Here is a 25,366-nt window from a genome sequence, read left to right as displayed (position 1 = left end):
TTAATCACCGAGCGGGAAGCGAGTATCAGCCGGTGGTGCGTCGCTCTTTTGGTTACGATGCTGATCTAATTGAATTTTTAAACGACGTAATTTTTCTTTTGAGCGGCGCTGATTTTTAGTCGCCACTTCGCTCGATAAAATATCAATCGCCGCCATCATTGCATAGCGCGCAGCACTTGGCTTAAAAATGTAATCAGATTCTTGCGTTTTTATAGGTAAATGCACATCCGCGAGTGCGGCAAGTTCACCTTCTGGGCAAATGGCAATAATGCTTGCGCCGTATTCTTTTGCAATACGCGCGGCATCAATCACATCTGGCGATACGCCACTTAACGATAAACACAACACCACATCATTTTTATTGATTGTTGATGCCGTCATACGCATCATCATGGGATCAGAGTGTGCATTGCATAACACATCTAAACGAAACAAACGGTTTTGACATTCCATCGCCAGCATACTGCTGCCGCCACCCACACCAAAAATCAAGCAATGACGCGTGCTGCATATAGCCTCTGCAGCAATAGCAACATCCACTTCTTTAATCAGCCCCGCATTAAGCGTTAAAATTTCTTGAATCGAAGAGTAAACATGAAAAATATCTTTCTTTTCAATTAGGTCTGAGTTTGTAAAACGCTCACCAATCGCAGCAGATTGAGTAAGTTGGAATTTAAGATCACGTACATTTTCACATCCTAAGCTTTTGGCAAGGCGCGTAATACTGGCGTGACTCACATTAGCTTTATCGGCCAATTCATTAATTGAAGCCGTGGCTGCAAACTCAAGATCACTCAGAATAAGATGTGCAACCTTGTCTTCTGCAGGGCTAAAGTGCCCTAGCCCTTCTTTAATTTTGTTAATAATATCCATCTGTTACTGCTTCCTTGCTAAAAAAAGGTGGAAATAGTTTTGCGAATAACCCAATCGTCATCGGCGATAGCAACTTGACGCCATTTATCAAAGGTTAAACACGGGTGAGACGTCGAAAAGCATACCATATCACCCACGTTAAGCGCGCAATTTTCAGGCAAGGTTAGCATCATATGCTGATCCATAATTTTAACCGTTTCAATTAATGCATCAGCCGCTTGTAATGTTTGAGAATCAACATGATAGATTAGCTCTGCTTTGGGTAGGCCAGCATCAAACGCTACATCGCGCTTACCTAAACCAACAATGGCAAATCCTGCTTCGGGACGCGAAACAACATACGCCCACACCGTTAGGCTCGATGCTAAATCGCCTGTTACATCGCATGCTAATTGGCTGCGTGACATCACGGCATTTTGTGCGTCTTGATAAATGCCAGTGTCATGAATAAGGTAACAGCCCGGGCGTATAACCAAATTAAAGTTTTGTTGGTGATTATGTTTAGCTAACGTCTTTGCTACGATGTCATACCAGGCAGAGCCTGCGCCAGTAATAATGGGTTTAGTTACATCAAACGCATGTTGTTGTTTTAGTGTATTTGCTAATTGATAGATTTCTTCAACAAAATTGGTCACTTTTTCAAGCGCATTACTACCACCTATCACCCCTTCATAAAAACCAATACCTGCAAGTTTTAAACTTGGATGCTGTTTACATGCAGCTAAAAATGCCTCTGCATTATTCACATCACGCCAACCACAGCGACCGCCCTTCGCACCAATTTCTAAAAGAATGTTAATTGATACTTTTCGCGCATCAAAAAAAGCGCCTATTTGCTTAGCGTTTTCCACCGAATCAACAAAGCAATAAAACTCTACATCGGTGGTTTCAAGTAAATTAGCTATTAGCTCAAAGTGATACTTACCCACCAGTTGGTTTGCTAAAATAATACGTGTAACACCATGATTCACAGCATTAATTACCTGCGCCACCGTAGCAAGGGTAATGCCCCAGGCACCGTGCTCAAGCTGCATTTTAAAAAGCTCGGGGGCCATAGTGGTTTTACCATGGGGGGCTAAGTTTACTTCTGCCTTTTGACAAAAATCGCTCATCCACTTTGCGTTATTATTAATGGCCGATTGTGATAACACCGCCACAGGAAAACTCACTTCCTCACGTAATATGTGCCAACCATTTTTTTCTAAGGAATTAGGGTTTCCCGAACCTTTAACGACTTCATTCATGAAAACTTGTTACCAAATTGCTAACCGCAAAACACCAAACTAATACAATTCTATTCAATCTAGATGATTTTCAAACAAATTTGTTATCAAAGTGTTGCTTTTGTGGTCATGTTAATGTTAAAAAGTAACAAGTTCAAGATTTTTATTTGTTACTTTCTAACATCGGCAAGTAACACACACAAATTTTTGAACTAGGTAAGTTAGCTTTCGAGTATCAACTAAACTGGGCTGTTTATTGAGTTTGGTGCGCGTTTATTGAGCTGTAAAACGCAAATGTTACTGCCTAAGTTACAACCTTTTTTTTGACTGCGAGTGACAACGCTGTCATTAACTGATTTATGTAAGTAATCACAACAATAAGGTTTCTCAGAAGTAATTTCTGATAGAACTAAACACTAATAGGGGAAGACTGTGTCCAACAGAACATTTAAACGAAGTGTGTTGTCTTCAACCATCGCGGTAGCACTCTCTGCGGGTTTTGCTCACAACGTTATGGCGGAAGAAAAGTCAGCTGCTGAAGCTGAAATGGAAGTAATTCAGGTTAAAGGTATTCGCGCAAGTACAGTTAAAGCAATTAACGTAAAGCGTTTCGCACCTTCACAAGTTGACGGCATTGCGTCAGAAGACATCGGTAAACTGCCAGATGTAACAATTTCAGACTCACTACAACGTATTACTGGTGTACAAGTTGAACGTACAGCTGGTGAAGGTGGTCCGGTACAAATCCGTGGTTTACCTCAAGTAGACAGCACGCTTAACGGCGAAGTATTTTTAAGTGCAACAACCATTGATTCATCAGGCGCTGACTTTGGTGATTTACCAGCACAGCTTTTCTCTGGTGTTGATGTTTATAAAACAAGTGAATCTAAGCGTTCAGCTGCAGGTATTTCTGGTTCAATCGACCTTAAAACACGCCGTCCATTCGATATGAGCGAAGGTTGGACAACTAACGTAAGCGCAGATGTAACACAAGGCTCTATCAGTGACGAAACTGATCCTAATCTAAACGGCTTAATTAGCTACAACGCTGAAAAATGGGGTGTTTTATTCTCAGCTGTAACTCAAGAAGCAACGCTAGCAACAGACTACAATGGTTACTTTGATACGTCAGAAAATGGCGGTATCGGTGCGGCAAACAACAACTTTACTTGGGGTCAAAACCCACAAGGCAATGACATCCGTCACGTTGTTCCACAAGGTTTTGCAGCATTTAACAAACAAGAGAAGCGTGAGCGTCAAGGTTATCAGTTCGCTTTCCAAGCTGATATAAGTGAAGGCGTAGAACTTGTATTTGAAGCGTTCTACACCGACCAAGAACGTTTCAATGAGCGTCAAGGTCTTTCTCAAAACAACCGTTGGTACTCTTTCAACGATTATGCATTCCCAACTGAGTCTGGTTGGACAGGTGATTCTTTCACTGATGAGAATGGTGATGCTTGGGGCGCGGTAAATGACTTCTACCTGAAGCCATGGCGCTTACAAACATTCACTCAGGTAAACAATAACTACGAAACATCTACCAACTTAAACTTAGAGCTAAACTTTAATAACGGTGGCCCACTTTCAGGTCAAGTACGTGTAACGCGTGCTAAAGCCGATGCAAGCATGCGTCACGGCTACGGCGAAGGTGATTTACTAAGTATCGACCAAGGTACTTTAGTTACAGGTCCTGGTCAGTTTGCTCCTGCTGAATACTGTTCAGGTTCAGATGCTGTTGGTGATCAAGGCGGTTGTTACGCTCAATTCTCACCAGGCGGTATTGAAAGCGATTCGTTCCTACTGCGTTATGATGCACGTGGCGAATCTCCAGTATTTAGTGGTTTTGACCAAATGGTTAATGGTGGTCAGGGCTTAATGAGCATTGCTGATTATATGGGCAGCCTCGATTCATACCACATTGGTGCATTCTCATCAGAAGGTAACACTGATGATGAAGGTGAAATCAATACATTCAGCACGAAATGGAATTATCAATTTGACGATATGCCTTTCGTAACAAGTGTTGATTTTGGTGTGCGCTTTATGGAACGTAAAGTAGATCACGACCAATTCACATACACATCAGAATTTGGTGATGGCTGTGATATCGCACAGTGGAAAGCAGTTGACCAATACCACACAACATCTACATGTGAAGGTAATCCTGCTGCAGGTGAATACCTAACAGAAGATGTAGGTGATTTAACTGCGGGTACTTGGGTGCCTTATACATTACTTAACCCAACTCGTCTTGACACACATACTACAGTTAGCCAAATTTCTAACTTCGGTAGTGTGAAAGGCATTCCGACAATGTGGGCAATTGATCCATCTAACTTCCGTGATCCACGTCAGTTCCACTTAGATACTTTCGGTAATGTACAACGTGTTGAAAATGCGGGTGCATCATACGATGTTAAATTAAGTGAATTTAGCTATTTTGCACAAGCTAACTTTGAGTGGGAAATGATCCGCGGTAACTTTGGTATGAAGGTGGTTGAAACTGACCTTTATGTTAAGCAAAACCTTGCTGGTTCAAACTTACCTCACTCAGGTTTAGGCCCGGATATTGGTGACGTGGTAACTGAGCGTAGCTACACAGACTACCTACCTTCACTAAACGTTTCAGCTGACATTACTGAAGAAGTAATTTTACGTGGTGCATACTCTAAGAATATGCAATCACTTGACCTTGCTAGCTGGGGCGGTGGTAAAACAGTGGGTAAAGCAATTAACGGTGAGTGTGACTGTTTACGCGTTGTAAATGGTAACCTAACAGGTAACCCTGCTCTTAACCCATGGCGCTCAGATAACTACTCACTTTCAGCTGAGTGGTATAACGGCGACGCATCTATGATGTTCTTAGCATTGTACAAAATCGAAATTGAAAGCTTCACAGAAAGCGGTACAGTTTGGATTGATGAGCCAGATGATGATGGTATCAGCCGTGGTCCATGGCCTTTCAGTACGCAAGTACAAGGTGAAGGTGGTGATGTAAGCGGTTTAGAAGTAGGTATTCGCGCAGCAATGAGCGACTACACTGATATCGCATTCCTTAATAACTTCGGTATTGATGCTAACTACACATACAGTGACAGTTCACAGCAAAATAAAGACGTAAATGGCGACGACTTACCATTCGTTGGTATGTCAAAAGACACTTACAACTTTGTACTTTGGTATGAGCAAGAAGAGTTTTCAACGCGTTTAGCATGGAACTCACGTAGCCCGCGCTTAATCACACAAGGTTCAAGTGCAGTAGGCGGACAGTCACTATACCAAGATACATATACTCAACTTGATTTCAGTGCGACTTACCACGCAACTGATTATCTAGATATTTACTTACACGGTTCGAACATTACTGAAGAAGTTCAACAAACTTACCTTGAATTCTCTTCACAAAAAGCGTTCCGTAACGAGTATGAATCGCGTTGGACCCTTGGTGTTAGGGCAACATTTTAATCCTTAGAATTATTAGGATTTAGGTTGAATTAACACTTTCTGCCCAAGACTGCCGACATTTGGCGGCAGTCTTTTCTTTTGGTTTCATCACGATACAATGCAAATACCCATTTGATTAACTAATTGCCTATTTACTTAATCAAGTTACTTAATCAAATTGGTATTGAAGTAATAGCACAGAGTGTGAACCATGACAGAAACAACAAAAACAATAAATTCCATCGTCATAGTCGGCGGCGGCACATCTGGCTGGATGACAGCTGCAGCCCTTGCTAATCATGCCCCGCTAAAACACTGTAAAATAACCCTGATTGAATCAAGCAAACTTGGCACCATAGGTGTGGGTGAAGCCACCATTCCAACCCTACGTCGCTTTTATCAAAACTTAGGTCTTAGCGATATTGAGGTATTAAAAGCTACCAAAGGCAGCTGTAAACTTGGCATTGAATTTCAAGGCTGGGCAGGTGAAAATTCCCGCTTTATTCATCCGTTTGGCATTTACGGGCAAAGCACGCCCACTACCCCATTTCATCATTATTGGTTACGCGCAGAACGTGCTGGTGCGCACAGCGATTTAACCGATTACTCACTTGGTGTGCAAATGGCAAAGCACAACAAATTTGTGCCACCCAAAATTAAACCACAAAACCAATTAGAAATTTTTGATTGGGCACTGCATTTTGATGCCAGCTTGTTTGCCAAACTGATGTTCGATTATTCAACCAATAAAGGTGTTACACATATTGATAACACCATTTGTAGCATTGAAAATCATCCTGATGGCAGTATTAGCCAATTACAATTTGAAGATGGTTCATGCATCGCCGCTGATTTATTTATTGATTGTTCTGGCTTTAAGGCGCTGTTAATTGGTGAAAACCAAGCTGTTGATTATGAAAACTGGAGCCACTGGCTATTAAATGACAGCGCTGTTGCAGTGCAAACAAGCGCAACGGCTGAGCCCATCACCCGCACCCTCGCTATCGCTAAAAAAGGGGGCTGGCAATGGCGTATTCCACTTCAACACCGTGTTGGTAATGGTTATGTTTATAGCAGCAAATACCTCTCCCATGAAGAAGCAAAGCAAAGTTTGCTTGCGTCTATCGATGGTGACATTTTACAGCCAGCGCGTAAGTTTAGTTTTACCCCAGGAAGGCGTAAAACAGCCTGGCACAACAACTGTGTCGCAATTGGCTTAAGCTCAGGCTTTTTAGAGCCATTAGAGAGCACCAGCATTGCACTGGTTGAAACGGCAATCGAAAAACTCTTACTAACCTTCACGAGTAATCAATATTCAGTAAACGATGTCGCAAAATTTAATGATGTGAATGCACAAGAATATGAGCGCGTGCGCGACTTTATTATTTTGCACTACAAATTAAACGGCCGCAGCGACAGCCCAATGTGGCAGTATTACCGCGATATGGCAATTCCGGCTTCACTTGAAGAAAAAATGCTGACCTTTGCCAAAACCGGCGAACTAAAACGCTTGCCTTGGGAAATGTTTGGCCCTGATAGTTGGTTGGCAATCTATCATGGCTTAAATTTCTTACCTGAAAGCTATCAAGCAAGCGCCGATAATATGCCGCTCAATTACTTAAACGAGCATTTATCTAAAATGCGTGAAATGGTATCAAGCCAAGTAAAAAATGCGCCTACCCACAGCGATTTCTTAGAAAAGCACTGTGGCTATCAACCCATTAAACAACAGGAAGCAGTATGCAGTTAACACAAAATCCCATTGAAAAGTTTGTGATTGTTGGTGGCGGCACTGCAGGTTGGCTCGCTGCAGCAACACTTGGCAATATTTTTAAAGACAGTCACACCCAAGTTGAGCTGATTGAATCAGACGAAGTCAATATTATTGGTGTTGGCGAAGCCACTATTCCACCGCTCATTGATACCCTTGAAAGCCTCGGCATTGATCTAGTGGAATTTATAAAAGCCACTCAAGCCAGTTTTAAATGGGGTATTCAGTTTGAAAACTGGTATCAAGAATCGCATAGCTATTTTCACCCTTTTGGTGAAGTTGGCCAAAAGATTGATGGTCACGAGTTTTACCAATGTTGGCTAAAACAAAAAGCCGAAGGCGACAGCACACCATTAATGGCCTATTCTCCAGAAGCGGTATTATCTGAAAAAAATCGCTTTTTTGTACCGCACCAAGCGATGAATACGCCACTTGCAGGCGCCCGTTTTGCACTACACCTTGATGCAGTGCTGGCAGGGCAATATTTACGCAAATTTTCTGAAAATATTGGCGTAAAACGCACCGTTGGCCACGTGGAATCAATCAGCAAAACGCTAGACGGCAATATAGCGTCTGTCACTTTAAAATCAGGCGAGACAATTAACGGCGATTTTTTTATTGATTGTACTGGCTTTAAGGGCTTACTGATTGGTAATGCACTCAATACCGAATACCAAGATTGGTCGGAGCATTTACCTTGTAACCGCGCAGTTGCTGTGCAAACCAAACTCACGGGCGATACCAAACCCTATACCGTTTCGCGCGGCCAAAAAGCGGGGTGGAGCTGGCATATTCCGCTACAACACCGCACAGGTAATGGTTATGTATTTTGCGATAAATACATCTCAGATGAAGAAGCGATTCAAACTTTGCTCGATAATGTTGACGGCGAGCCACTAACCGAACCAAGAGTGATCCCCTTTGTTACCGGTGTGCGCGATAAAGTATGGAATAAAAACTGCCTATCACTTGGTCTGGCACAGGGGTTTTTAGAGCCGCTTGAATCTACTGCTATTCATTTAGTCTCTAAATCGCTGGCACTGTTTGTGCGAATGTTTCCGACTAAAACGCCAAATGCGGTATTACAAAACGAATTTAACCGCCGCATTATTGGTGATTATCAAGAAATTCGTGACTTTTTAGTGCTGCACTACTGCACCACAAAACGTGACGACTCAGCGTTTTGGCGCGATTGGCAACAAAAACAAGTTCCAGCAAGCTTATCTGAGCGCATTGAGTTTTTTAGACAAAGCGGCGGATTGACCCCAGGTGTCGAAGAACTATTCCAACCCACCAGCTGGTATGCGGTGTTCGATGGCATGGGAGTAGTGCCTAATGGATACAACCCAACCTTAGATGCGCTTAACAGCGAAACGCTGGCAAAAAGCCTTGCAGCAGGCAGAAGTGCACTTGATAAATGCGCTGAAACACAGCCTAGCCATGATGAATTTTTGCAACAATATTGCCCTGCCGATGAGGCAATTTTTAACTAAATCGCCCTTTGCTTTTATAAAAAGCTCAGTTAAAGTGGCTGAAATTGTTTCACAACCTGTTGTAAAAGGCTTTTATATCATGCGCTTATTAACGGCTATTTTGTTTTTATTATTATCAAATACAGTATTTGCAACGCCAGATACGTTTATTTTATTGCGTCACGCCGAGAAAAAAGAAGGACCAAACCCAAGCCTAACCGAAGCAGGCCAAGCACGTGCAGAGCGCCTTGTAACACTATTGAAAGACTATGATATTAAGCATATTTTTAGCTCTAATTATAATCGTACATTAGAAACAGCTAAGCCCCTTAGCGACAAGCTTGGTATTACCGTAACGCATTACAACCCGCGCCAACTCAGCGCATTGGCAGCGCAACTGAGTACATTAAAAGGCAATATCGTTATTGTGGGCCATAGCAACACAACCCCTGAAATGGTTAAGCTACTAAGTGGTCAGGACGTCGGTGTTTCGGAATCAGAATTCCACAAAGTGTTTGTTGTGAAAGAAAAATCAGTAACAGAATTAAGCTCAAACTGAGATTAGCTACAACAATAAATGTGTTTACAATTCATCACAAAATCAACACATTATTAAAGGGCGGTAACTTCAAAATAAAACTTCATATAAGTATGATGACTTCCCTTTTAAAATAACAATTACACTTATATGGATATTCATTTAAACAAGTCTTGTTTGCTTGTCGTAGCCGCACTCAGCTTAGTTGGTTGCGGTGGTGGCAGTAGCTCAAAACAAGATACAAACACCAATAACGATAATACTGTTCAAAATATTGCACCTAGCGTATCACTTACTAATCAAACTGTTATTGAGAAGTCTGAAGTCACCATTTCAGCTTCAGCTTCCGATACAGATGGCACAATTCAGGCTTACCAATGGCAACAAACCAGCGGCATTAATGTTGAGTTATCAAATACTACCAGCAATCAGCTGAAATTTTCTGCGCCATCGATTGAAGAAAATACAGATTTAACATTTAAACTCACTGTTACCGATGATGATGGCGCACAGGCGTCTGCTAGTATGACGCTAACAGTAGAAGCAGAAAATGAAGCACCTAGCGTATCACTAACTAATCAAACTGTTATTGAAAAATCTGAAGTAACCATTTCGGCTTCAGCTTCTGATACAGACGGAACAATTCAGGCTTACCAATGGCAACAAACCAGCGGCATTAATGTTGAATTATCAAATACTACCAGCAATCAGCTGTCATTTTCTGCGCCATCGATTGTAGAAAAAACAGATTTAACATTTAAACTCACCGTTACCGATGATGATGGCGCACAAACATCTGAAAGTATGACACTCACCATCGAGCCCAATATCATTGCCAGCTTTACCCTCTCTGGTGAAGTCACAACAGGTAAGGCAATAGCAAATGCTAATATTACGGCGCAATTAGGTGATCTGCAATTTACTACCCAATCCAATGAAGTAGGCAGTTATCAACTCAACATTAATGTTGATGATGACTACCAAGACCAACTGTTAACATTATCAGCAACAGGTTCCAGCACTAACAGTGTGATCAAATTAGTTTCTGAACTTGGAAACATTGATGATGTTGTTGAACTTGCAGAAAGTCACGAAAACAAATTATCAACTGATGAACATATTGGTTTAAAACTTAGTCATTTTAGCACTGTAGTTGCGGCTTTAATGGTACAGCAAAACAGTAATCAAGCTTTAGCCAATGTTGAACAATACCAATTAGCACTAAGTAACTTAAACTTCGGTATCGTCAAAACCTATGCTGCAATGAATAAGTACTTGATTGATAATATTAGTGATTTACCAGCTGAACTTTTGCCAGACAATTTAGAAAATACTTATCAGCTTTTTACAAATAAGCAGGCCATTTCGAGTCTATTTTATGCTTTCAATAACTATGACCGTTATTTATTAAATGATCTTGAACATGACGTTTTAGTAACTGATCAAGCGTTTGGAAAAAGTGTTAAGCTAGAATTTAATACACCTTACTACTTAGGTTTTGGAAAACTGGTACTCAATCAAAATGGGACTGGTTCGTTGATAACACTTCAAGCAAAAGAACAAAGCGCGATTACTTGGACTCAAAATGATTCAGGCTTAAATCTGGTGTTTGACGAACCTATGCTTTATCACATTGAGTATATCTATCCAAAAAACTCTTATGATCAAGTCCGAGCAGTTGGGTACATTAATAATTATAAGATTAACACTGTATTTACAGGTAATAATCTATCAATCTTACGGGTTACTTTTGTAATCGAATACAAAGATATTTTCACTAAAGAAGTAATTGAAACCGAGAGCGAAATATCAGAAACATTCTTTACAACATTATCTAGAAATAAGAAGTTAACCAACGAGGCATTAACACCAATAAAACCAAGTAAAGACTACATAATTAGTATGTCTTTGCCAAATTTACCACTGCATTATAACTCACCAAATGATCCTTCTCCGGTAGCAATTGAAATGACTGCTGCAAAGGTGCGTTTTAATGCTGAGTCGAGTAAAACAGCTACCATTGAATCTGTTATTGATAAAGATTTTAATACTGAGCTGCATAATACTGAGTGGTTAATTAATAGTGAAGGTGAACTTGAGCTAGCGGCTGACAAACTTAAAGTTAAAATTGCTAAATTACAGGATAAAAGTGATGCGCAAGCTAAGGTTATGACATTCACTCAAGAGGTAATTGAACCGCATAAAGTGTCACCTGAAATCGGTAATATATATGAAATAGATAAATCATTAACTTGGACAAATGACAATGTGCCTGGAGTCTATAGCTACGAGTATAAGTCTCGAGATTTAGACCCTAACAAGGCCGGTTGGTATGAGTTAAGAGAGGACGGCACTTTATCCTACTTTTATGTTGAGGAGTCAGGTACCCCGCTCGGTAAAATCGATGAATCTCATGTTTTTGAATCAGTTGGCCTTTGGCGTATTATTAATAATGAGCTTGTTTTAAGGCGTTACCGAGGCAATGAGGATATCGTTGGAAATGTGGCCCATTGTCATTCAGAAAGCTGGGAAACAAATGCTAATAGTGAATGTATTATGTATATTGAACGCCGTTGGCAAAATGTACAATTAACGGCTCAGCCTCAAAATCAGCATGTTGTGTTGCAAAAAACGCATTATTACATGGACTTTCAACGCTCATACTTTGACCCAGACAATGAGATACCCGCAAATGAGCATCTTTACTGGCATATTTCACAGCTCGTAACTGAGTTTACTAGATCCAATGAAAGGCCTGTTCAATTACCTGAAGGTTATATTCCTATAAAAGATCGTACTAACAGTAAAGCGACACCAGTCAAAACTAACGATCCTCTATTCAATGAGAAGTTAGAACTTAGTTTAAATTAAGACGTTTTGAGCAGCTGAATAAATCAGCTGCTCATATATCTTAAACTATACAAACTTACGTATTTCTAACTAAATTTCAGTACTCGCTAATCGCTAAAAGAACAAAAATCCCTAACTCAGTTATCTAGCTCATTTCAATCTTTGCTAACTTAACGCTAAAAACTTTTTGTTATATTAAAATCTAAGCTATTGTTGTATCGGCGTTTAAATATCATCTTTCCACAATTCAATGTAACAAATTCAAAATTTTTTTGTTTCTTTTTTAAACCTTTTTAGACCCAACTACGACTTAATAAATAACCTAAGCGATAAATGCTTTACTTAACACAATAGGAATAGAGATATGAACACGTCTAATGCATTTGATTTATTATTTACAGCTGGTTTAACTACCTTTGTTGTTGCAAGCCTTATTACTGCGGGTATGTCAATGGCACTTGTAACAGGGTCATTAATTGGTGCAACTTACTTGATATTAAAGTAATGAATTAACAAATAGCCCAACCAATTATTGGAGCGCTTATGCAGCAAAACAGTACATTGTAAAAAAGCACTTAACTAAACAGTAAGTGCTTTTTTATAACTTTTAATAGTCCTTTTTACGTTTAATTTATTCCATACCGCACACACCTCACCTCAGCTACTAGAGTCATCAAGCTGGTAACAGTTACCCAAATAAAATAGAAATGTTCACAAATTAAACTATTAAGAATACTGATAAAATTATTTTTGAATGGGTCTTTATCTGTTTCTAGCGCTCTTTAATAAATTGCAGTAGAGTGAAAGATTATTGATATAACACGCACTTAAAACGCAAAAATAATGAGTTCGTTTTATGAACTCAAATGCTAAATGCTGTTGTATCAAAATCGCTGCTAAGGATCTGGCTTCGAACACAATTTAAAGCAACTGATTACAATAATAAGAATATTAGAAATGCAGCTCTTCGTATTAAAAACAACAACAACGCGATTGGCTGAAAATCTAAAGTGTAGTAACTAAATATCGGCAAAAATGTCATTCAAAAATATGAATTACCAAATTAATGACGCGCTTGGACTGATAATGTGCAAGCCGAATCACGACCTTTGTATTGATGATTTATATACGCATCAACAAGATTTACTAAACGACCCAGCGTTTTATGTGGGTATTAACGCCCTATACGATTACCGCTTGGTTAATAAAATATCTGGAAATTTAAACGCTTTGATGAAGATAGCTAACACCATGAAAGATAGGCGTGTTATCAGTAAAGCATCTTCTGTGGCAGTGATTATTGACCCGAATAATCACTCGCTAATGCAAGTATTTAAAGGCTATCAATTAATGGTCTCGAACTCGCTGGTGAAATGCGAAATTTTTTCGCCAAAACAATATGACTTGGCACTTAAGTTTGTGGGTATTGAAAATTTACCAAGTTATTTTCATTAACCATTGCCTTTAAAACCATTTTAAAATTTTGGAAAAAAAGGGATCCAAAGATCCCTTTTATTATTTATAAAGTGACTCTTTTATTGACGTCGATACACTGATTGTCCGCGGCTAATCGTCTCAATCACCAGTAAATCTTTTAATGTTTCAGGCGCTACTTTAAGTGGATTTTTGTCCAAGATGATTAAATCCGCTTGTTTACCCACTTTTAAGCTACCTTTGCTATTTTGCTCAAAGTGTTGATAAGCAGGCCAAAGCGTCATTGATTTTAAACCTGTGTAAGCGTCTACGCGCTGATCTGGGCCAAGCACTTTATTGGTGCGCGTGGTGCGATTTACCGTTGCATCAAGAACTCTAAAAGAGCTTGGCAGTGCCACAGGTGCATCGTGATGACTACTGAAAATCATTCCTGCATCAAGTATTGCTTTGGTCGGTGAGATAAAATCAGCACGAGGTTCACCTAACACCGAGTCGCGATGCCAATCACCCCAATAAAAGGTATGCATTGGGAATAACGCTGGGAATATTCCCGCTTCTTTTAGTCGTGCAATTTGATCTTGACGAATAGTTTGACCATGGATAAGCACAGGGCGACGATCTTTTTTTCCAAGTTTGGCATTTGCTTTTTCTACTGCTGTGATAAATTGCTCAATTGCCGCATCGCCATTGGCATGAGTTAATACCTGCCAATCATTTTTAAACGCGGTTTCAACATAGTTATAGGCTGTTTCATCTTTAAACGTTGGATAGCCCGCATACTCATTATTTTGTCCATGAGGCGGATGAAAATACGGCTGCGTTAGCCATGCTGTTTTACCTTGTGGTGAGCCATCAAAGTTGAGTTTTACACCACCAATACGAAAATGGTTGGTGTAAGTAGGCGCATTGTAAGGCGAGCTCATAAAGCCACTGCTTGATGGCATGTCGGCGTATGCAACAACATCAATTAGTAACTCACCTTTATTTGATGCACGCTTGAGAGCCTCATAACCTTCAGTTGTTGCTCGGCCTTCTTGTGCGGTGGTGTAGCCAAATTTAGCATACATTTTTTGCGAGGCTTCAAGCATTACATCTTGCAAGTCTTTATCTATCAGTTTATTTAAACTGAATAACATCGCAAAATGCGCGTTCTCTTCAAGCACGCCGTTAGGTTCTTGGCTACCTTCAATACGACGTATTACACCACCTTGTGGGTTTTGCGATGCTGCGTTGATGCCACTTAGTTCAAGAGCTTTGCTATTTGCCACACTTAAATGACCCGAGGTATGCACAATAAGTACGGGCTTTTCAGTGCTCACCTTATCAAGGTCTTCTTTGGTGGGGTAACGGTCAAGCTGGGCATCATCATAGCCAAAACCTAAGATCCAGCCTGTTTTTTCAATAAATAAACGCTGTGTTTCGTCTTGATCAGCGGCTTTTAAGATTTCAATAATGCTGTCAACGGTATTTGCTTTACCATCTGGTGGCGGTAATACATTGGCAACTACCGCTTGTAAACCTACACCATAAACATGGCTATGCGGGTCAACAAAACCGGGTAATAATGCTTTTCCTTTTAAATCAACTAGTTCTGTTTTACCAAATTTGTGAGCTAAAGCTTCATCTAAATCTCCTACAAAAATGATTTTTTCACCTAACGTCGCAATTGCTTCTGCGTAGTCTGGCTTTTCACCTTCCATTGTTAAAATATCGCCGCCAAAGTAAATTTTATCGGCTGCAGTTACTGCCAATGGTTTTGTAACGGCTTCACTTTGTGTTGGCTTTTCTGAAAAACACCCAGTTAGTGAAAGCCCAACAGCACTTGCCATCATCCAATGCCATTTCATAATGTATTCTCCTTTACTTAATCATTTTTGAGTTAACTATTTAAAAAATTGCCTCATCGTTAGTAAAACTCATTTATCCTAAAAAAGGAACAAGTTAATTAAGGTATTGTTATTCCAAATCAAAAACTTGGAATTACTAGTCTTTGCAGTTTTAATTTTGTTCTCTTTAATCCGGCTTGTATCAAAGTGCTCTGGGTGTGGGCTAGAGTCAGCTTCTTCCTTTTATTAAACCCAATCAAACTGCTGTATAAACGAACTTGAAAAGCCAACAGAGCCTAATTTAAGTGAGTTTATGTTGTAACAATTCAACAAACTTTCTCACCTTTGGCGATAAGTGCTTACGGCTTGGGTAAACTGCGTAAACGTGGACTTCTTTCGCTGGAAAATCAGCAAAAAGCACTTCAATATCGTTGTTTTCAAGAGCCTCTGCTAAAAAGAATTCTGGCAAGCGTACAATGCCATGGCCATCTAACGCCATTGCTAATTCCATATGGCCATTATTGCTGCGTACTCGCTCTTTAACGGGTACGGTAAATTCACTGCCATTTTTATCGATAAAGTCCCATTTATCGGCTTTTTTCAAGTTGCTGTAGCAAATGCAATGATGATTCGCGAGCTCTCGCGGGTGATGAGGCTTACCGTAACGTTCTATGTATTTTTTGCTGATCACAGTATAAGTTGGATAACTGGTTAAGCGTTTGCAAATTAAAGTTGAGTCATCGAGCGATGGCGTGGCACGAATGGCTAAGTCGTAGCCTTCGTTAATTAAGTCGACTTTTTCATCGCTAATATTCCATTCCAAACTGACATTGGGATAAAGCGATAAATACTCCGACAGTGCCGGCTGTAACAGCCCTTTACTTAAGCCAAGTGGGCAGCTGACTTTTAAGCTGCCCTTAGGTTTTTCATCACTGGGCGAGATCGATTGCAATGCTTGCTCTGTATCATTCACCAACTGCTCGCAGTGATTAAAAAACACTTGCCCCTCTGGCGTAAGTGAAATTGAGCGCGTAGTACGGTTTAATAGGCGTACTCCTACACGCTCTTCTAACTTACTGATTACCTTACTTACATGGGAGTTTGAGTGATTCATCGCTTCAGCAGCTGCACCAAAACCACCGAGTTTTACCACTTGTACAAAGATGGGAATACCATCAAATATATTATTAGTCATATGGAAACAGTATTTTAATTTTACAAGTATTAATATCGTAAAGGAATTAATATAACCTTATATCCATCAAGTCAAGGTAACTAACTTAAATAGCATTCATGTCGGAGAGCATTATGAAATTATTAGCATTCGCAGCAACAAACAATAGCCAGTCAATCAACAAGCAACTAGTTCAATACGCATCATCATTAGTCGATGCAGAAGTTGAAATTTTAGATTTAAACGATTTTGAAATGCCAATTTACAGTCAAGATCGTGAACAGCAAGGCGGTATTCCTGAGCAAGCACAAACCTTTTATAAAAAAATCGGTGATGCAGATGCGGTTGTAATTTCATTTGCTGAGCATAACGGTTCTTACACGGCGGCGTATAAAAATCTATTCGATTGGACATCGCGCATTAATATGAAAGTTTACCAAGATAAGCCTGTTGTATTGATGGCATCATCACCAGGCCCTGGCGGTGCAAAAAGTGTATTAGGCGCAGCAACTGGCTCTGCAGGTTTCTTTGCAATGGACGTTAAAGGCAGTTTTTCTCTACCAAGCTTTTTCGATAACTTTGATGTAGAAAAAGGCCAAATCACCAATGGTGAACTTGCAGATGAACTTGCAACTATTATGGCGCAGCTTGGTTAATAAATAATATTAAACACCCTCCCCTTTAACAGGTGCATTGCACCTGTTTTTTATTTTTAGCACTTTTATTTCTCGGTCTTTTCTGAGCACAGGATGCCAGTTTTAATATTTACCTCATAGTAAAAACAGCTAGGAGCAGATTTTCTCCATACCTGAGATTATTAAACAACCATACCTTTTGCTCATTTTTTAGTTTTTACTACAAAATAGTAAAAACTATTTGCATCTTTTATTTTAAAAACCTATTTTGTAGTAAATTAAGCATTAATGGCTTTTATAGGTGGTTTGTGGGTAAAAGTGATAAATTTTTAGGTGAGTTTGAGCAAATGGTGTTGCTCGCCTTATTGCAACTAAAAGATAACGCCTATGGCGCGGCAATTCGCCAATTGTTAGACCAACAAATTGAACGCACAGTTGCCCTAGGTGCACTTTACGCCACCCTTGAGCGACTTGAAAACAAAGGCTTAGTGTCATCAAAATTAGGGGAAGCCACGCCCGAGCGCGGCGGTCGCCCAAAACGTTTTTTTACAGTGACCAATGATGGATTAAATGCATTGCAACGGGCAAAAGACGCCATGGATACCCTTTGGCAAAACCTGCCAAACCACCCCTTTGAAGTATAATTGGTGAACACCATGACTAAACATCATAACCCACCTAAGCTTGCTGCATGGCTAATTGAACGTTTTACTCCCAAGCACCATCAAGACGCGTTATTAGGCGATTTATACGAAGAGTATTTTGAACTAAAAGAACAAAACCTTACGCTTGCTAACCGCTGGTTTTGGCTGCAAACACGCCTTTGTGGTAAAGCTGCATTTCATCGCCTAGTAACAAATGCAAATGTCATTAAAGCATTTCTTTTTAGTATCGGACTTAGTGTTTTTACTATTAGTGCTCTCTTGGTAATGTGGTTAAGTAGCATGGATAATGTTGATGGCTTTAGTGACGGATTTTGGCAATCACTTTTAAATGGCAATATTCACCTTGCCTTACTCGAAGGTGCATTTTGGTCAGGCACTCCCGATTACATTATGAAAAGTACCAATGACGGTATTTGGCAATTTATTGGTCTTTTTATTCACTTACCTGCGCTTATTCTAGCGTCCGCATCACTTATTGCCATTCACTATTTAAGTAAAACTGCGAGTTTAAAATCACTTATTTTTAGTAGCGTCTCATTGGTTTTAATGCCCTATCTGTATGGGTTATTTTTGCTTAATAACTATGATTATGCCGCAACCCAAACAGGCCCCATTCTCGCAAGCATGTTGCTAAGTGTGTTCTATTTAGTGCTACCCAGCTGCTATTTTATTGCGAAGCGATTTCGCACAGAGCACAGTCAAATCTGGCAATCTGATAGTTAAATAAAGCAAGAAGTATCATCATGGAAAACCTCGAATTTATTGATGAAAAAGCCAAAGGTGCACCAAATTGGATGACGACGTTTGCCGATTTAATGTCACTGCTTATGTGCTTTTTTGTTTTGCTATTATCTTATTCCGTAATGGATGTAGAAAAGTTTAAACACATCGCAGGCTCAATGAAAAAAGCCTTTGGTGTGCAATCTGAAGTGATATTAGAAGACATACCAAAAGGCACGTCAGTTATCGCCACTGAGTTTTCACCAGGTAAGCCAGAACCCACACCTATTGAGTCTGTAAAGCAGCTCACAACTGACCTTGAACAGCCTAATCTACAAACGCAAAAGGATGAGAGTGAAGCAGCTAAAATCAATCTTAAATTAAAAGAAACACTCGAACACTTGCTTAAAAGCGAAATTGAAAACGAATTAATTGAACTTGAAATGCTTGGCCAACAACTAATTATCCGTTTAAACGAACGCGGTAGTTTTCCCTCTGGTTCCAGCTTTTTACAACCACGATTCAAATCTATTTTAACGACTATAGCCGAGCAACTTGGTCGCATTCCAGGGCAAATTTCGGTTTCGGGTCACAGTGATGATTTGCAGGTTAGTAACGAACTGCATAGCAACAATTGGGAATTATCTTCAAAACGTGCCAATGCCGTGCTGCAAACCTTACTCGGTTCAAATCAGCTTAACAGCAACCGCTTGCATATAGCAGCCTATGCTGACACTAAGCCCTTGCTGCCCAATACATCGCAGCAAAACAGAACTAAAAATCGCCGCGTTGAAATTGCCATATCGCAAGGTAGCGCCTTCGAACTTCAACCTTCTCAATCTTTTTAGGAAAACCCATGGATTCAGCAAGTGGCTTCGGCCTTTCAATTATTATTTTGGCACTGATCTTTGGTATTTTTGCCAGTGGTGCAGCGCCCGAAGCTTACGCAAATTTATCGTCTATTTGCATCGTGCTTGGCGGCACCTTAGGTGCGGTGATGTTAAGTTATCGTTTATCTAAATTCGTTGCTGCTATCAAACACATTAAATGGGTGTTTAGTAAATCCACGCCTGATTTATTTAGTACCATGGATGAATTGGTAGAACTGGCTGAAATTGCGCGTAAAAGCGGCTTTTTGGGCTTAGAAGAAAAACCCATTAACGACCCATTTATGGCCAAAGCAATTAATTTACTAGTGGATGGTCACAGCCCAGAAGCCATTGAATTTACGATGAATCGCGATATTTTGCATACTCGACAAAACAATAACGATGCCATAAAAGTGATGAATAGCTTTACTGAGCTTGCCCCCGCCATGGGCATGATAGGCACATTAATTGGCTTAGTGGCGATGCTAATTGCAATGGATGACCCAAAAACCATCGGCCCACAAATGTCTGTTGCTTTGTTAACGACCCTTTATGGTGCACTGATTGCCAATGGCATTACAGGGCCTTTTGCCAACAAACTTGGCGAGCGCGCAGAAGAGATAAAACACCATATGTGCTTAGTGCGCGATGGCGTAATGCATATTGCCAAGGGCGATAACCCAAAAACCATGATGAATTTATTAGCGGGCTATTTAGGTGAAGATTTAACATCAAACTCGGAATTGCTCGATGAAAAAACAGAGGTTAGCCAGTAATCATTTAAGAAAAACAAGGCATGCTGTATATCTTTAGCATGCCTCACTTTTAACGTATTCTCGCTTTATTTATCACTCCACACGGCAAACTCGTTACCGCATGGATCACTAAAGTGAAAACGTTTTCCACCTGGAAATTCAAACGTTTCAACCACTACTTTACCGCCAGCAGCGATTATTTTATCTTGTGTTTCAGCTAAATTTTCACTGTAAAACACCACCAGTGCCGAGCCCGTAGTTGTTGCCATTACCTTATCAGAGTAATAAAAACCGCCATCAATACCCGCGTTATTAAATGCGGTGTACTCAGGGCCATAATCGGTAAATTCAAAAGCAAATACTGCATTAAAAAACGCTTTTACCTTTTCTAAATCACTGGCTGGAAACTCAAGATAATTAATTTTTTCGTGTTGCATACGGCCTCCGTGTCTTACTAAAAGTTTACGTTAAATAATAACGCTACCAACCACAACGTAAAGCACTAAACTCACTAGCGCAATCGCCAAACAATACGGTAACTGGGTTTTAACGTGTTCAATATGGTCACACCCACTGGCAATAGATGCCACAATGGTTGAGTCTGAAATTGGTGATGCATGGTCACCAAATACTCCGCCACCAAGCACCGCAGCTAATAAAAACGCAGGTTCAATACCTGTTTGTAACGCAATTGGCAGTGCAATTGGGAATAAAATCGCAAATGTGCCCCACGAAGTACCGGTAGCAAACGCCATAATACCCGCGGTAATAAACAGTAGCGGTGCAATCCAAAGTAGAGATACTTCAGAGCTCATTAACCCGCTGACATAAGTACCTGTACCAAAGGCTTTAACAGCATCACCAAAAGCAAACGACAACACTAATACCATCACAGCTGGCACCAGATTTTTAATGCCCTTAATGCTGTGCGTTAGCACCTCTTTGCTAGAAAATACCTTATCTTTTAATAACATTAAAATTAGGATTAGGTAACTCGTTACCACAGCCCAAAGCACCGAAAACGAACCGCTACCACGGCGTAAGTCGCCATCACCTGTGTAATAGAGTAAGCCCAAGGTAATAAAAATAATACCAAGCATCGGCACCACAAGGTAACTTGCTTTGCCAACGGTATCATTCTTTTCGAACTTTGATTCGACTATGCTATTGGCGTCTTTTAATGGGCCAAATACACGGCCGCTAAGCGCGGTATAGTAAACTACACACACCACAATAATCGGGTAAAAATTATATCCAATCGTGCTTATTAAAACGCCTACTTGATCTGATAAGTTATAGCCATCAAGTAGCCCTAAAATATACGCGCCCCAGCCATTTATTAGCAGTAAAATACTAATCGGCGAGCAGGTAGAATCGAGAATAAACGCAAGGCGTGCACGCGATAATTTGTATTTATCAAATATGCTCTGTGATGCAAGGCCTGCAGTAAACATACTTAAGTTGGTATCAGTAAAAATCGATGAACCAATTAAGGTCGGAACCATCGCCGCTTTTCTGTCGTTATCAACCCAGTGCTTTTTATTAAGGGCATGAATAAACCCCGTTACACCGCCACTGGCATTAACCAGCGCAAGCACGGCACCAATTAATAAACTAAAAATGATAATACGTTGATTATAAGTGGATGTAGCGACATCTATCACCCCTGTTGTCATCGCTGTAATACTGGTAATTGGCGCAAAACTTGATGACATAAAGTAGGTAAGTACTAACCCCACCAGCAACGCTTGAATCGCGCTTTTACGCCAAATGGCAACTAAAATGGCCACAATCGGCGGGATAATGGTATAAATTGAATCGTTCATTATTATTCTCAGGACGCATTAAGCGGCTTATTTTGAACAGTAAAAATCATAATTGCAAAAAAATGCTTTAAGTGAAAGTGCCGTAATAAATTAGCTGATTTTTTTGATTCACAAAACAGACTGTTCTGCCGCTTGCTGTACACCGCTAATTTATAAAAGTGACAAAAAAACACCTTAGTTGTTAGCTTTTAATTATTTTACCTTAACGTAACAAACTGATATAAAATACGCTTTAAAATCAATAAATAAATGGATGTATTATGAAAAAGATATTGGTCACTTTGGCTTTAATGCTGCTGCTTGGCTGTAACATGAAAGATGAAGTAACGGCAGCGAATGCTAACTTACAAGAAGATCAAATTTGGATATTCGCGCAGTTTAATGTGCCTGAAGAAAAAGATCAGATGGAAACCTATTATTACTATGGCTTAGTGTCTGAATCTCTCTACAATGCCATCGCCAACAACGCACTTTCAAGCGGTTTTATCCAACTTAAAAATGTTAAGTTTTGGGGTGATAACAATTTAATCTACGATTACAAAGATATTGAGCGCAGTGGCCAACTTATTTTCCGCATTGAACACATTGTAAAATTAAACCCAGTAAATGTAGAGCCAATAGTAGGTAAAGGGTTTGAACAATTTGAAGATCCAGAAAACATTACGCCACCTGTATTTAAAGAAGATAAAAGCACTGAAGAATCAAACTAGTGTTTTTGTCAAGCTGAATTAATATTTATAAACATTAATTCAGCTTATTCATCACTTATTTATTCAACCCCTTGGTTGCCACAAAAAGCATTAAAGGTATGTGAGTCATTTTCAAATTGCTCAGTTTTTGCAAGCTCCCAAGGTCGTTCACACTGCTGAGTTTTAGTACACCACTTGTACCCTGCCGACGCCTTACATCCATGTTTATCTAAATCGCCGCCAACCACATTGGTATTTGTTTTGTTGGCTGTGGGCTTACTCTCACCACACCCAATAACGATTGTTATACAAGCAAGTATAATAAATAACGTTTTCATGATTTTAAGTCCTATTTTGAATCACTACAGTGTTAATAAATCTTGGTTTAAATTTTATAGCATGCTACTACAGCCTTGCATAACAACATCTTCCTTTGCTTGAATATACAGCATTACCTAATCGTTAAGACAAGCTAGCAAGCCATTGCTGATAGTTAAAATCAATTGGAATGTGCGCTTGCTGCCAATCTATATCGTAATAGGTATTTAAATAGCGCTCGCCGCTATCGCAAATTAAACTAACTATTGAACCAGATTCGCCAGCCTCTTGCATTTTTTTGGCTAGATGTAACATACCGACAAGGTTAGTACCTGTTGACGGCCCTACTTTACGACCAAGCAAATTGCTCAACCAAAACATTGCCGCAATACTTTGTCCATCGGGTACTTTTAGCATCTCATCAATCACACCAGGAATAAACGAAGGTTCTACCCTCGGCCGTCCAATACCTTCTATGCGGCTGCCGGTTTTGTTAGTTAGCGAATTATCACCGCTTTTATAAAAGTCATAAAAAACCGAATTATCTGGGTCTACCACAAGTAGTTGCGTATCAACGCCTTGATATCGTACATAACGGCCAATGGTTGCTGAAGTGCCGCCAGTGCCTGGACTCATTACTATCCAACGAGGAATAGCAAATGGTTCCTTCGCCATTTGCGAAAAAATACTCTCTGCAATATTGTTATTACCACGCCAATCTGTTGCACGCTCAGCATAGGTAAATTGATCCATATAATGACCGCCAAGTTGATCAGCTAAACGCTGTGATTCGGCATAAATTTGCGTAGTGTTATCAACTAAGTGGCACTTACCACCATAAAACTCAATTTGTTTTATCTTTTCTTTCGCAGTGGTTTTTGCCATTACAGCAATAAACTCTAAACCAAGTAGTTTTGCGAAATAAGCCTCTGACACCGCCGTTGAGCCACTTGAAGACTCAATTATCGGCGTGTTTTCGTTTATCCAACCATTGCTAAGCGCATACAAAAATAGCGACCGCGCTAAACGGTGTTTTAATGAGCCTGTAGGGTGTGTGCTTTCATCTTTTAGGTAAAAGTGAATGTTTGGAAATGCACTTAAATTAAACGGGATTAAATGAGTGTCGGCAGAGCGGGTATAGTCAGCCGCAATTTTAGCAAACGCCTGTTTTGTCCAATTGGTATTCATTTATTCCCCATTCATTGTTTATTAAGGTAAAAACTGTAGTCTTTACCTGTGTATAGAGATTACAGTTCGCAAATTCTATGTTATCTTTTCCTAGCAAAACACAAATTCGTTCGCTAGCCAAGGAGCTTGATTATGAAAAACTTATTATTAGCATGTGGCGTTTTACTACTAGCTGCCTGTGCAAAAACCCCGGATTGGGATTATGACCGCACAGCCAATTTTGCAAGTTATAAAACGTTTGCATTTGTTGATAATGCAAACCTTGCAAAAAACACAACAAATTATCAAATTAGCCCTTTGATGGAGCAGCGTGTTCGCGAAGCGGTAACTCGTGAATTAAAAGCTAAAGGTTTTTCACAAGTAGCCTCAAACCAAGCTGACGTGTTAATCAATTACCATGCATCGGTTGAGAAGAAAATTGATGTAGATACTATTTCATACAATGCGGGAATGGGTCACCCTTACAGTGCACGTTGGGGTTATTGGGGTGTAGGTTATGAAACGCATACCTCAACGCGTGAGTACGAAGTTGGCACATTGGTACTGGATGTTATCGATCGCAATGAAAAAGCCCTAGTTTGGCGCGGTGCAAAAGGTGGCAAGCTTAAAAAGAACCAATCACCTGAACAGCGTACTCAAATTGCGAACGAGCTTATTGCAGAAATTTTATCGAACTTCCCACCAGAACTTATGTAAGTCGGTTCAAGTATCATAAAAAAGCCATCATTTAGATGGCTTTTTTGTATCTTCTCTTAATATGGCGTATCAAGTAGCGCCTTCAAGATAGCTGATGATTTTCATCGCTTCATCGTTGGTTTTACCACACACATCAAGTGTTGGTTTGAAGTCTAAACAGACTTTAGGACGGGTTTTGTCACCAAATAATCGGCATAGGTTGTTTTCGTCTAATTGCACACAACGCACACCAGCAGGTTTGCCAAATGGCATTCCTGGAATTGATGATGAAATACTTGGCGCAATGCAACACGCACCACAACCTAATCGACATTCCACTTTTAAAAGCCCCTTTTTTGCTCAGCGTGCATTATAAAACATTCTGCTTATGCTTGCGATAAGTCGACTATTTGTGCAGTTA

The 25,366-nt window shown here is 40.0% G+C and carries 23 protein-coding genes; 14 read left to right on the top strand and 9 right to left on the bottom strand.

Annotated features, from left to right (window positions below; translation table 11 throughout):
- Together AAEU29_RS10200 and AAEU29_RS10195 are read right to left on the bottom strand one after the other, a co-directional pair.
- Window positions 1-873, bottom strand: a complete 873-nt coding sequence (locus tag AAEU29_RS10200) for a MurR/RpiR family transcriptional regulator (RefSeq protein WP_421973224.1) — start codon at window positions 871-873, stop codon at window positions 1-3.
- A 17-nt stretch (window positions 874-890) separates the two neighbouring features.
- Window positions 891-2,117, bottom strand: a complete 1,227-nt coding sequence (locus tag AAEU29_RS10195) for an amino acid deaminase (protein ID WP_421973223.1) — start codon at window positions 2,115-2,117, stop codon at window positions 891-893.
- A 411-nt stretch (window positions 2,118-2,528) separates the two neighbouring features.
- On the opposite strand from AAEU29_RS10195, the gene AAEU29_RS10190 reads away from it, so the two are divergent.
- From AAEU29_RS10190 to AAEU29_RS10160, 7 genes are all read left to right on the top strand, one after another.
- Entirely contained in the window at window positions 2,529-5,561 is a 3,033-nt protein-coding gene (locus tag AAEU29_RS10190; protein WP_421973222.1) for a TonB-dependent receptor, read from the top strand.
- A 190-nt stretch (window positions 5,562-5,751) separates the two neighbouring features.
- On the top strand, window positions 5,752-7,290 hold the full coding sequence (locus AAEU29_RS10185) for a tryptophan halogenase family protein (RefSeq protein WP_421973221.1): 1,539 nt from the start codon (window positions 5,752-5,754) through the stop codon (window positions 7,288-7,290).
- On the top strand, window positions 7,281-8,804 hold the full coding sequence (locus tag AAEU29_RS10180; protein ID WP_421973220.1) for a tryptophan halogenase family protein: 1,524 nt from the start codon (window positions 7,281-7,283) through the stop codon (window positions 8,802-8,804). The genes AAEU29_RS10185 and AAEU29_RS10180 overlap by 10 nt, the downstream gene beginning before the upstream one ends.
- Before the next feature lie 34 nt (window positions 8,805-8,838).
- On the top strand, window positions 8,839-9,342 hold the full coding sequence (locus tag AAEU29_RS10175) for a SixA phosphatase family protein (RefSeq protein WP_421973219.1): 504 nt from the start codon (window positions 8,839-8,841) through the stop codon (window positions 9,340-9,342).
- 156 nt (window positions 9,343-9,498) lie between these two features.
- Window positions 9,499-12,192, top strand: coding sequence for a carboxypeptidase-like regulatory domain-containing protein (locus AAEU29_RS10170; RefSeq protein ID WP_421973218.1), 2,694 nt, complete (start codon window positions 9,499-9,501; stop codon window positions 12,190-12,192).
- 343 nt (window positions 12,193-12,535) lie between these two features.
- A complete protein-coding gene (locus tag AAEU29_RS10165; protein ID WP_421973217.1) occupies window positions 12,536-12,676 on the top strand; it encodes a hypothetical protein in 141 nt (46 codons plus the stop codon).
- A 581-nt stretch (window positions 12,677-13,257) separates the two neighbouring features.
- Window positions 13,258-13,626, top strand: a complete 369-nt coding sequence (locus AAEU29_RS10160; protein ID WP_421973216.1) for a hypothetical protein — start codon at window positions 13,258-13,260, stop codon at window positions 13,624-13,626.
- An 80-nt stretch (window positions 13,627-13,706) separates the two neighbouring features.
- On the opposite strand, the gene AAEU29_RS10155 is transcribed toward AAEU29_RS10160, so the two are convergent.
- Both AAEU29_RS10155 and AAEU29_RS10150 read right to left on the bottom strand, forming a co-directional pair.
- Window positions 13,707-15,452: an amidohydrolase gene (locus AAEU29_RS10155; RefSeq protein ID WP_421973215.1), complete on the bottom strand. Its 1,746-nt coding sequence runs from the start codon at window positions 15,450-15,452 to the stop codon at window positions 13,707-13,709.
- Between the two features lie 280 nt (window positions 15,453-15,732).
- Window positions 15,733-16,626, bottom strand: coding sequence for a LysR family transcriptional regulator (locus AAEU29_RS10150; RefSeq protein WP_421973214.1), 894 nt, complete (start codon window positions 16,624-16,626; stop codon window positions 15,733-15,735).
- A 113-nt stretch (window positions 16,627-16,739) separates the two neighbouring features.
- On the opposite strand from AAEU29_RS10150, the gene AAEU29_RS10145 reads away from it, so the two are divergent.
- The 5 genes from AAEU29_RS10145 (at window position 16,740) to AAEU29_RS10125 (ending at window position 20,270) form a co-directional block, all read left to right on the top strand.
- Window positions 16,740-17,261, top strand: a complete 522-nt coding sequence (locus AAEU29_RS10145) for an NADPH-dependent FMN reductase (protein WP_274761494.1) — start codon at window positions 16,740-16,742, stop codon at window positions 17,259-17,261.
- Between the two features lie 287 nt (window positions 17,262-17,548).
- Window positions 17,549-17,884, top strand: coding sequence for a PadR family transcriptional regulator (locus tag AAEU29_RS10140; protein WP_421973213.1), 336 nt, complete (start codon window positions 17,549-17,551; stop codon window positions 17,882-17,884).
- 12 nt (window positions 17,885-17,896) lie between these two features.
- On the top strand, window positions 17,897-18,628 hold the full coding sequence (locus AAEU29_RS10135; RefSeq protein ID WP_421973212.1) for a hypothetical protein: 732 nt from the start codon (window positions 17,897-17,899) through the stop codon (window positions 18,626-18,628).
- 20 nt (window positions 18,629-18,648) lie between these two features.
- Window positions 18,649-19,473, top strand: a complete 825-nt coding sequence (locus tag AAEU29_RS10130) for a flagellar motor protein MotB (RefSeq protein WP_421973211.1) — start codon at window positions 18,649-18,651, stop codon at window positions 19,471-19,473.
- Window positions 19,474-19,481: 8 nt separating this feature from the next.
- Entirely contained in the window at window positions 19,482-20,270 is a 789-nt protein-coding gene (locus AAEU29_RS10125) for a motility protein A (protein WP_421973210.1), read from the top strand.
- Window positions 20,271-20,335: 65 nt separating this feature from the next.
- On the opposite strand, the gene AAEU29_RS10120 is transcribed toward AAEU29_RS10125, so the two are convergent.
- Both AAEU29_RS10120 and AAEU29_RS10115 read right to left on the bottom strand, forming a co-directional pair.
- Entirely contained in the window at window positions 20,336-20,686 is a 351-nt protein-coding gene (locus AAEU29_RS10120; protein ID WP_421973209.1) for a VOC family protein, read from the bottom strand.
- A 30-nt stretch (window positions 20,687-20,716) separates the two neighbouring features.
- Complete coding sequence (locus AAEU29_RS10115; protein ID WP_421973208.1) at window positions 20,717-22,075, bottom strand: Na+/H+ antiporter NhaC family protein; 1,359 nt, start codon at window positions 22,073-22,075, stop codon at window positions 20,717-20,719.
- A 260-nt stretch (window positions 22,076-22,335) separates the two neighbouring features.
- Between AAEU29_RS10115 and AAEU29_RS10110 the strand changes: the two genes are divergently transcribed.
- On the top strand, window positions 22,336-22,785 hold the full coding sequence (locus AAEU29_RS10110; protein ID WP_421973207.1) for a hypothetical protein: 450 nt from the start codon (window positions 22,336-22,338) through the stop codon (window positions 22,783-22,785).
- 59 nt (window positions 22,786-22,844) lie between these two features.
- Here the strand turns inward: AAEU29_RS10110 and AAEU29_RS10105 are convergent, their stop codons facing one another.
- A complete protein-coding gene (locus AAEU29_RS10105) occupies window positions 22,845-23,102 on the bottom strand; it encodes a hypothetical protein (RefSeq protein WP_421973206.1) in 258 nt (85 codons plus the stop codon).
- 124 nt (window positions 23,103-23,226) lie between these two features.
- A complete protein-coding gene (locus AAEU29_RS10100; protein ID WP_421973205.1) occupies window positions 23,227-24,270 on the bottom strand; it encodes a PLP-dependent cysteine synthase family protein in 1,044 nt (347 codons plus the stop codon).
- A gap of 132 nt (window positions 24,271-24,402) precedes the next feature.
- Between AAEU29_RS10100 and AAEU29_RS10095 the strand changes: the two genes are divergently transcribed.
- Window positions 24,403-24,966, top strand: coding sequence for a DUF4136 domain-containing protein (locus tag AAEU29_RS10095; RefSeq protein WP_421973204.1), 564 nt, complete (start codon window positions 24,403-24,405; stop codon window positions 24,964-24,966).
- Between the two features lie 69 nt (window positions 24,967-25,035).
- Here the strand turns inward: AAEU29_RS10095 and AAEU29_RS10090 are convergent, their stop codons facing one another.
- Complete coding sequence (locus tag AAEU29_RS10090) at window positions 25,036-25,284, bottom strand: YkgJ family cysteine cluster protein (protein ID WP_421973203.1); 249 nt, start codon at window positions 25,282-25,284, stop codon at window positions 25,036-25,038.
- Between the last annotated feature and the right edge of the window lie 82 nt (window positions 25,285-25,366).

Origin of the sequence: Pseudoalteromonas aquimarina, assembly GCF_049257255.1 — a bacterium.
GTDB lineage: Bacteria > Pseudomonadota > Gammaproteobacteria > Enterobacterales > Alteromonadaceae > Pseudoalteromonas.
This window is presented reverse-complemented; position numbering and strand designations above follow the sequence as displayed.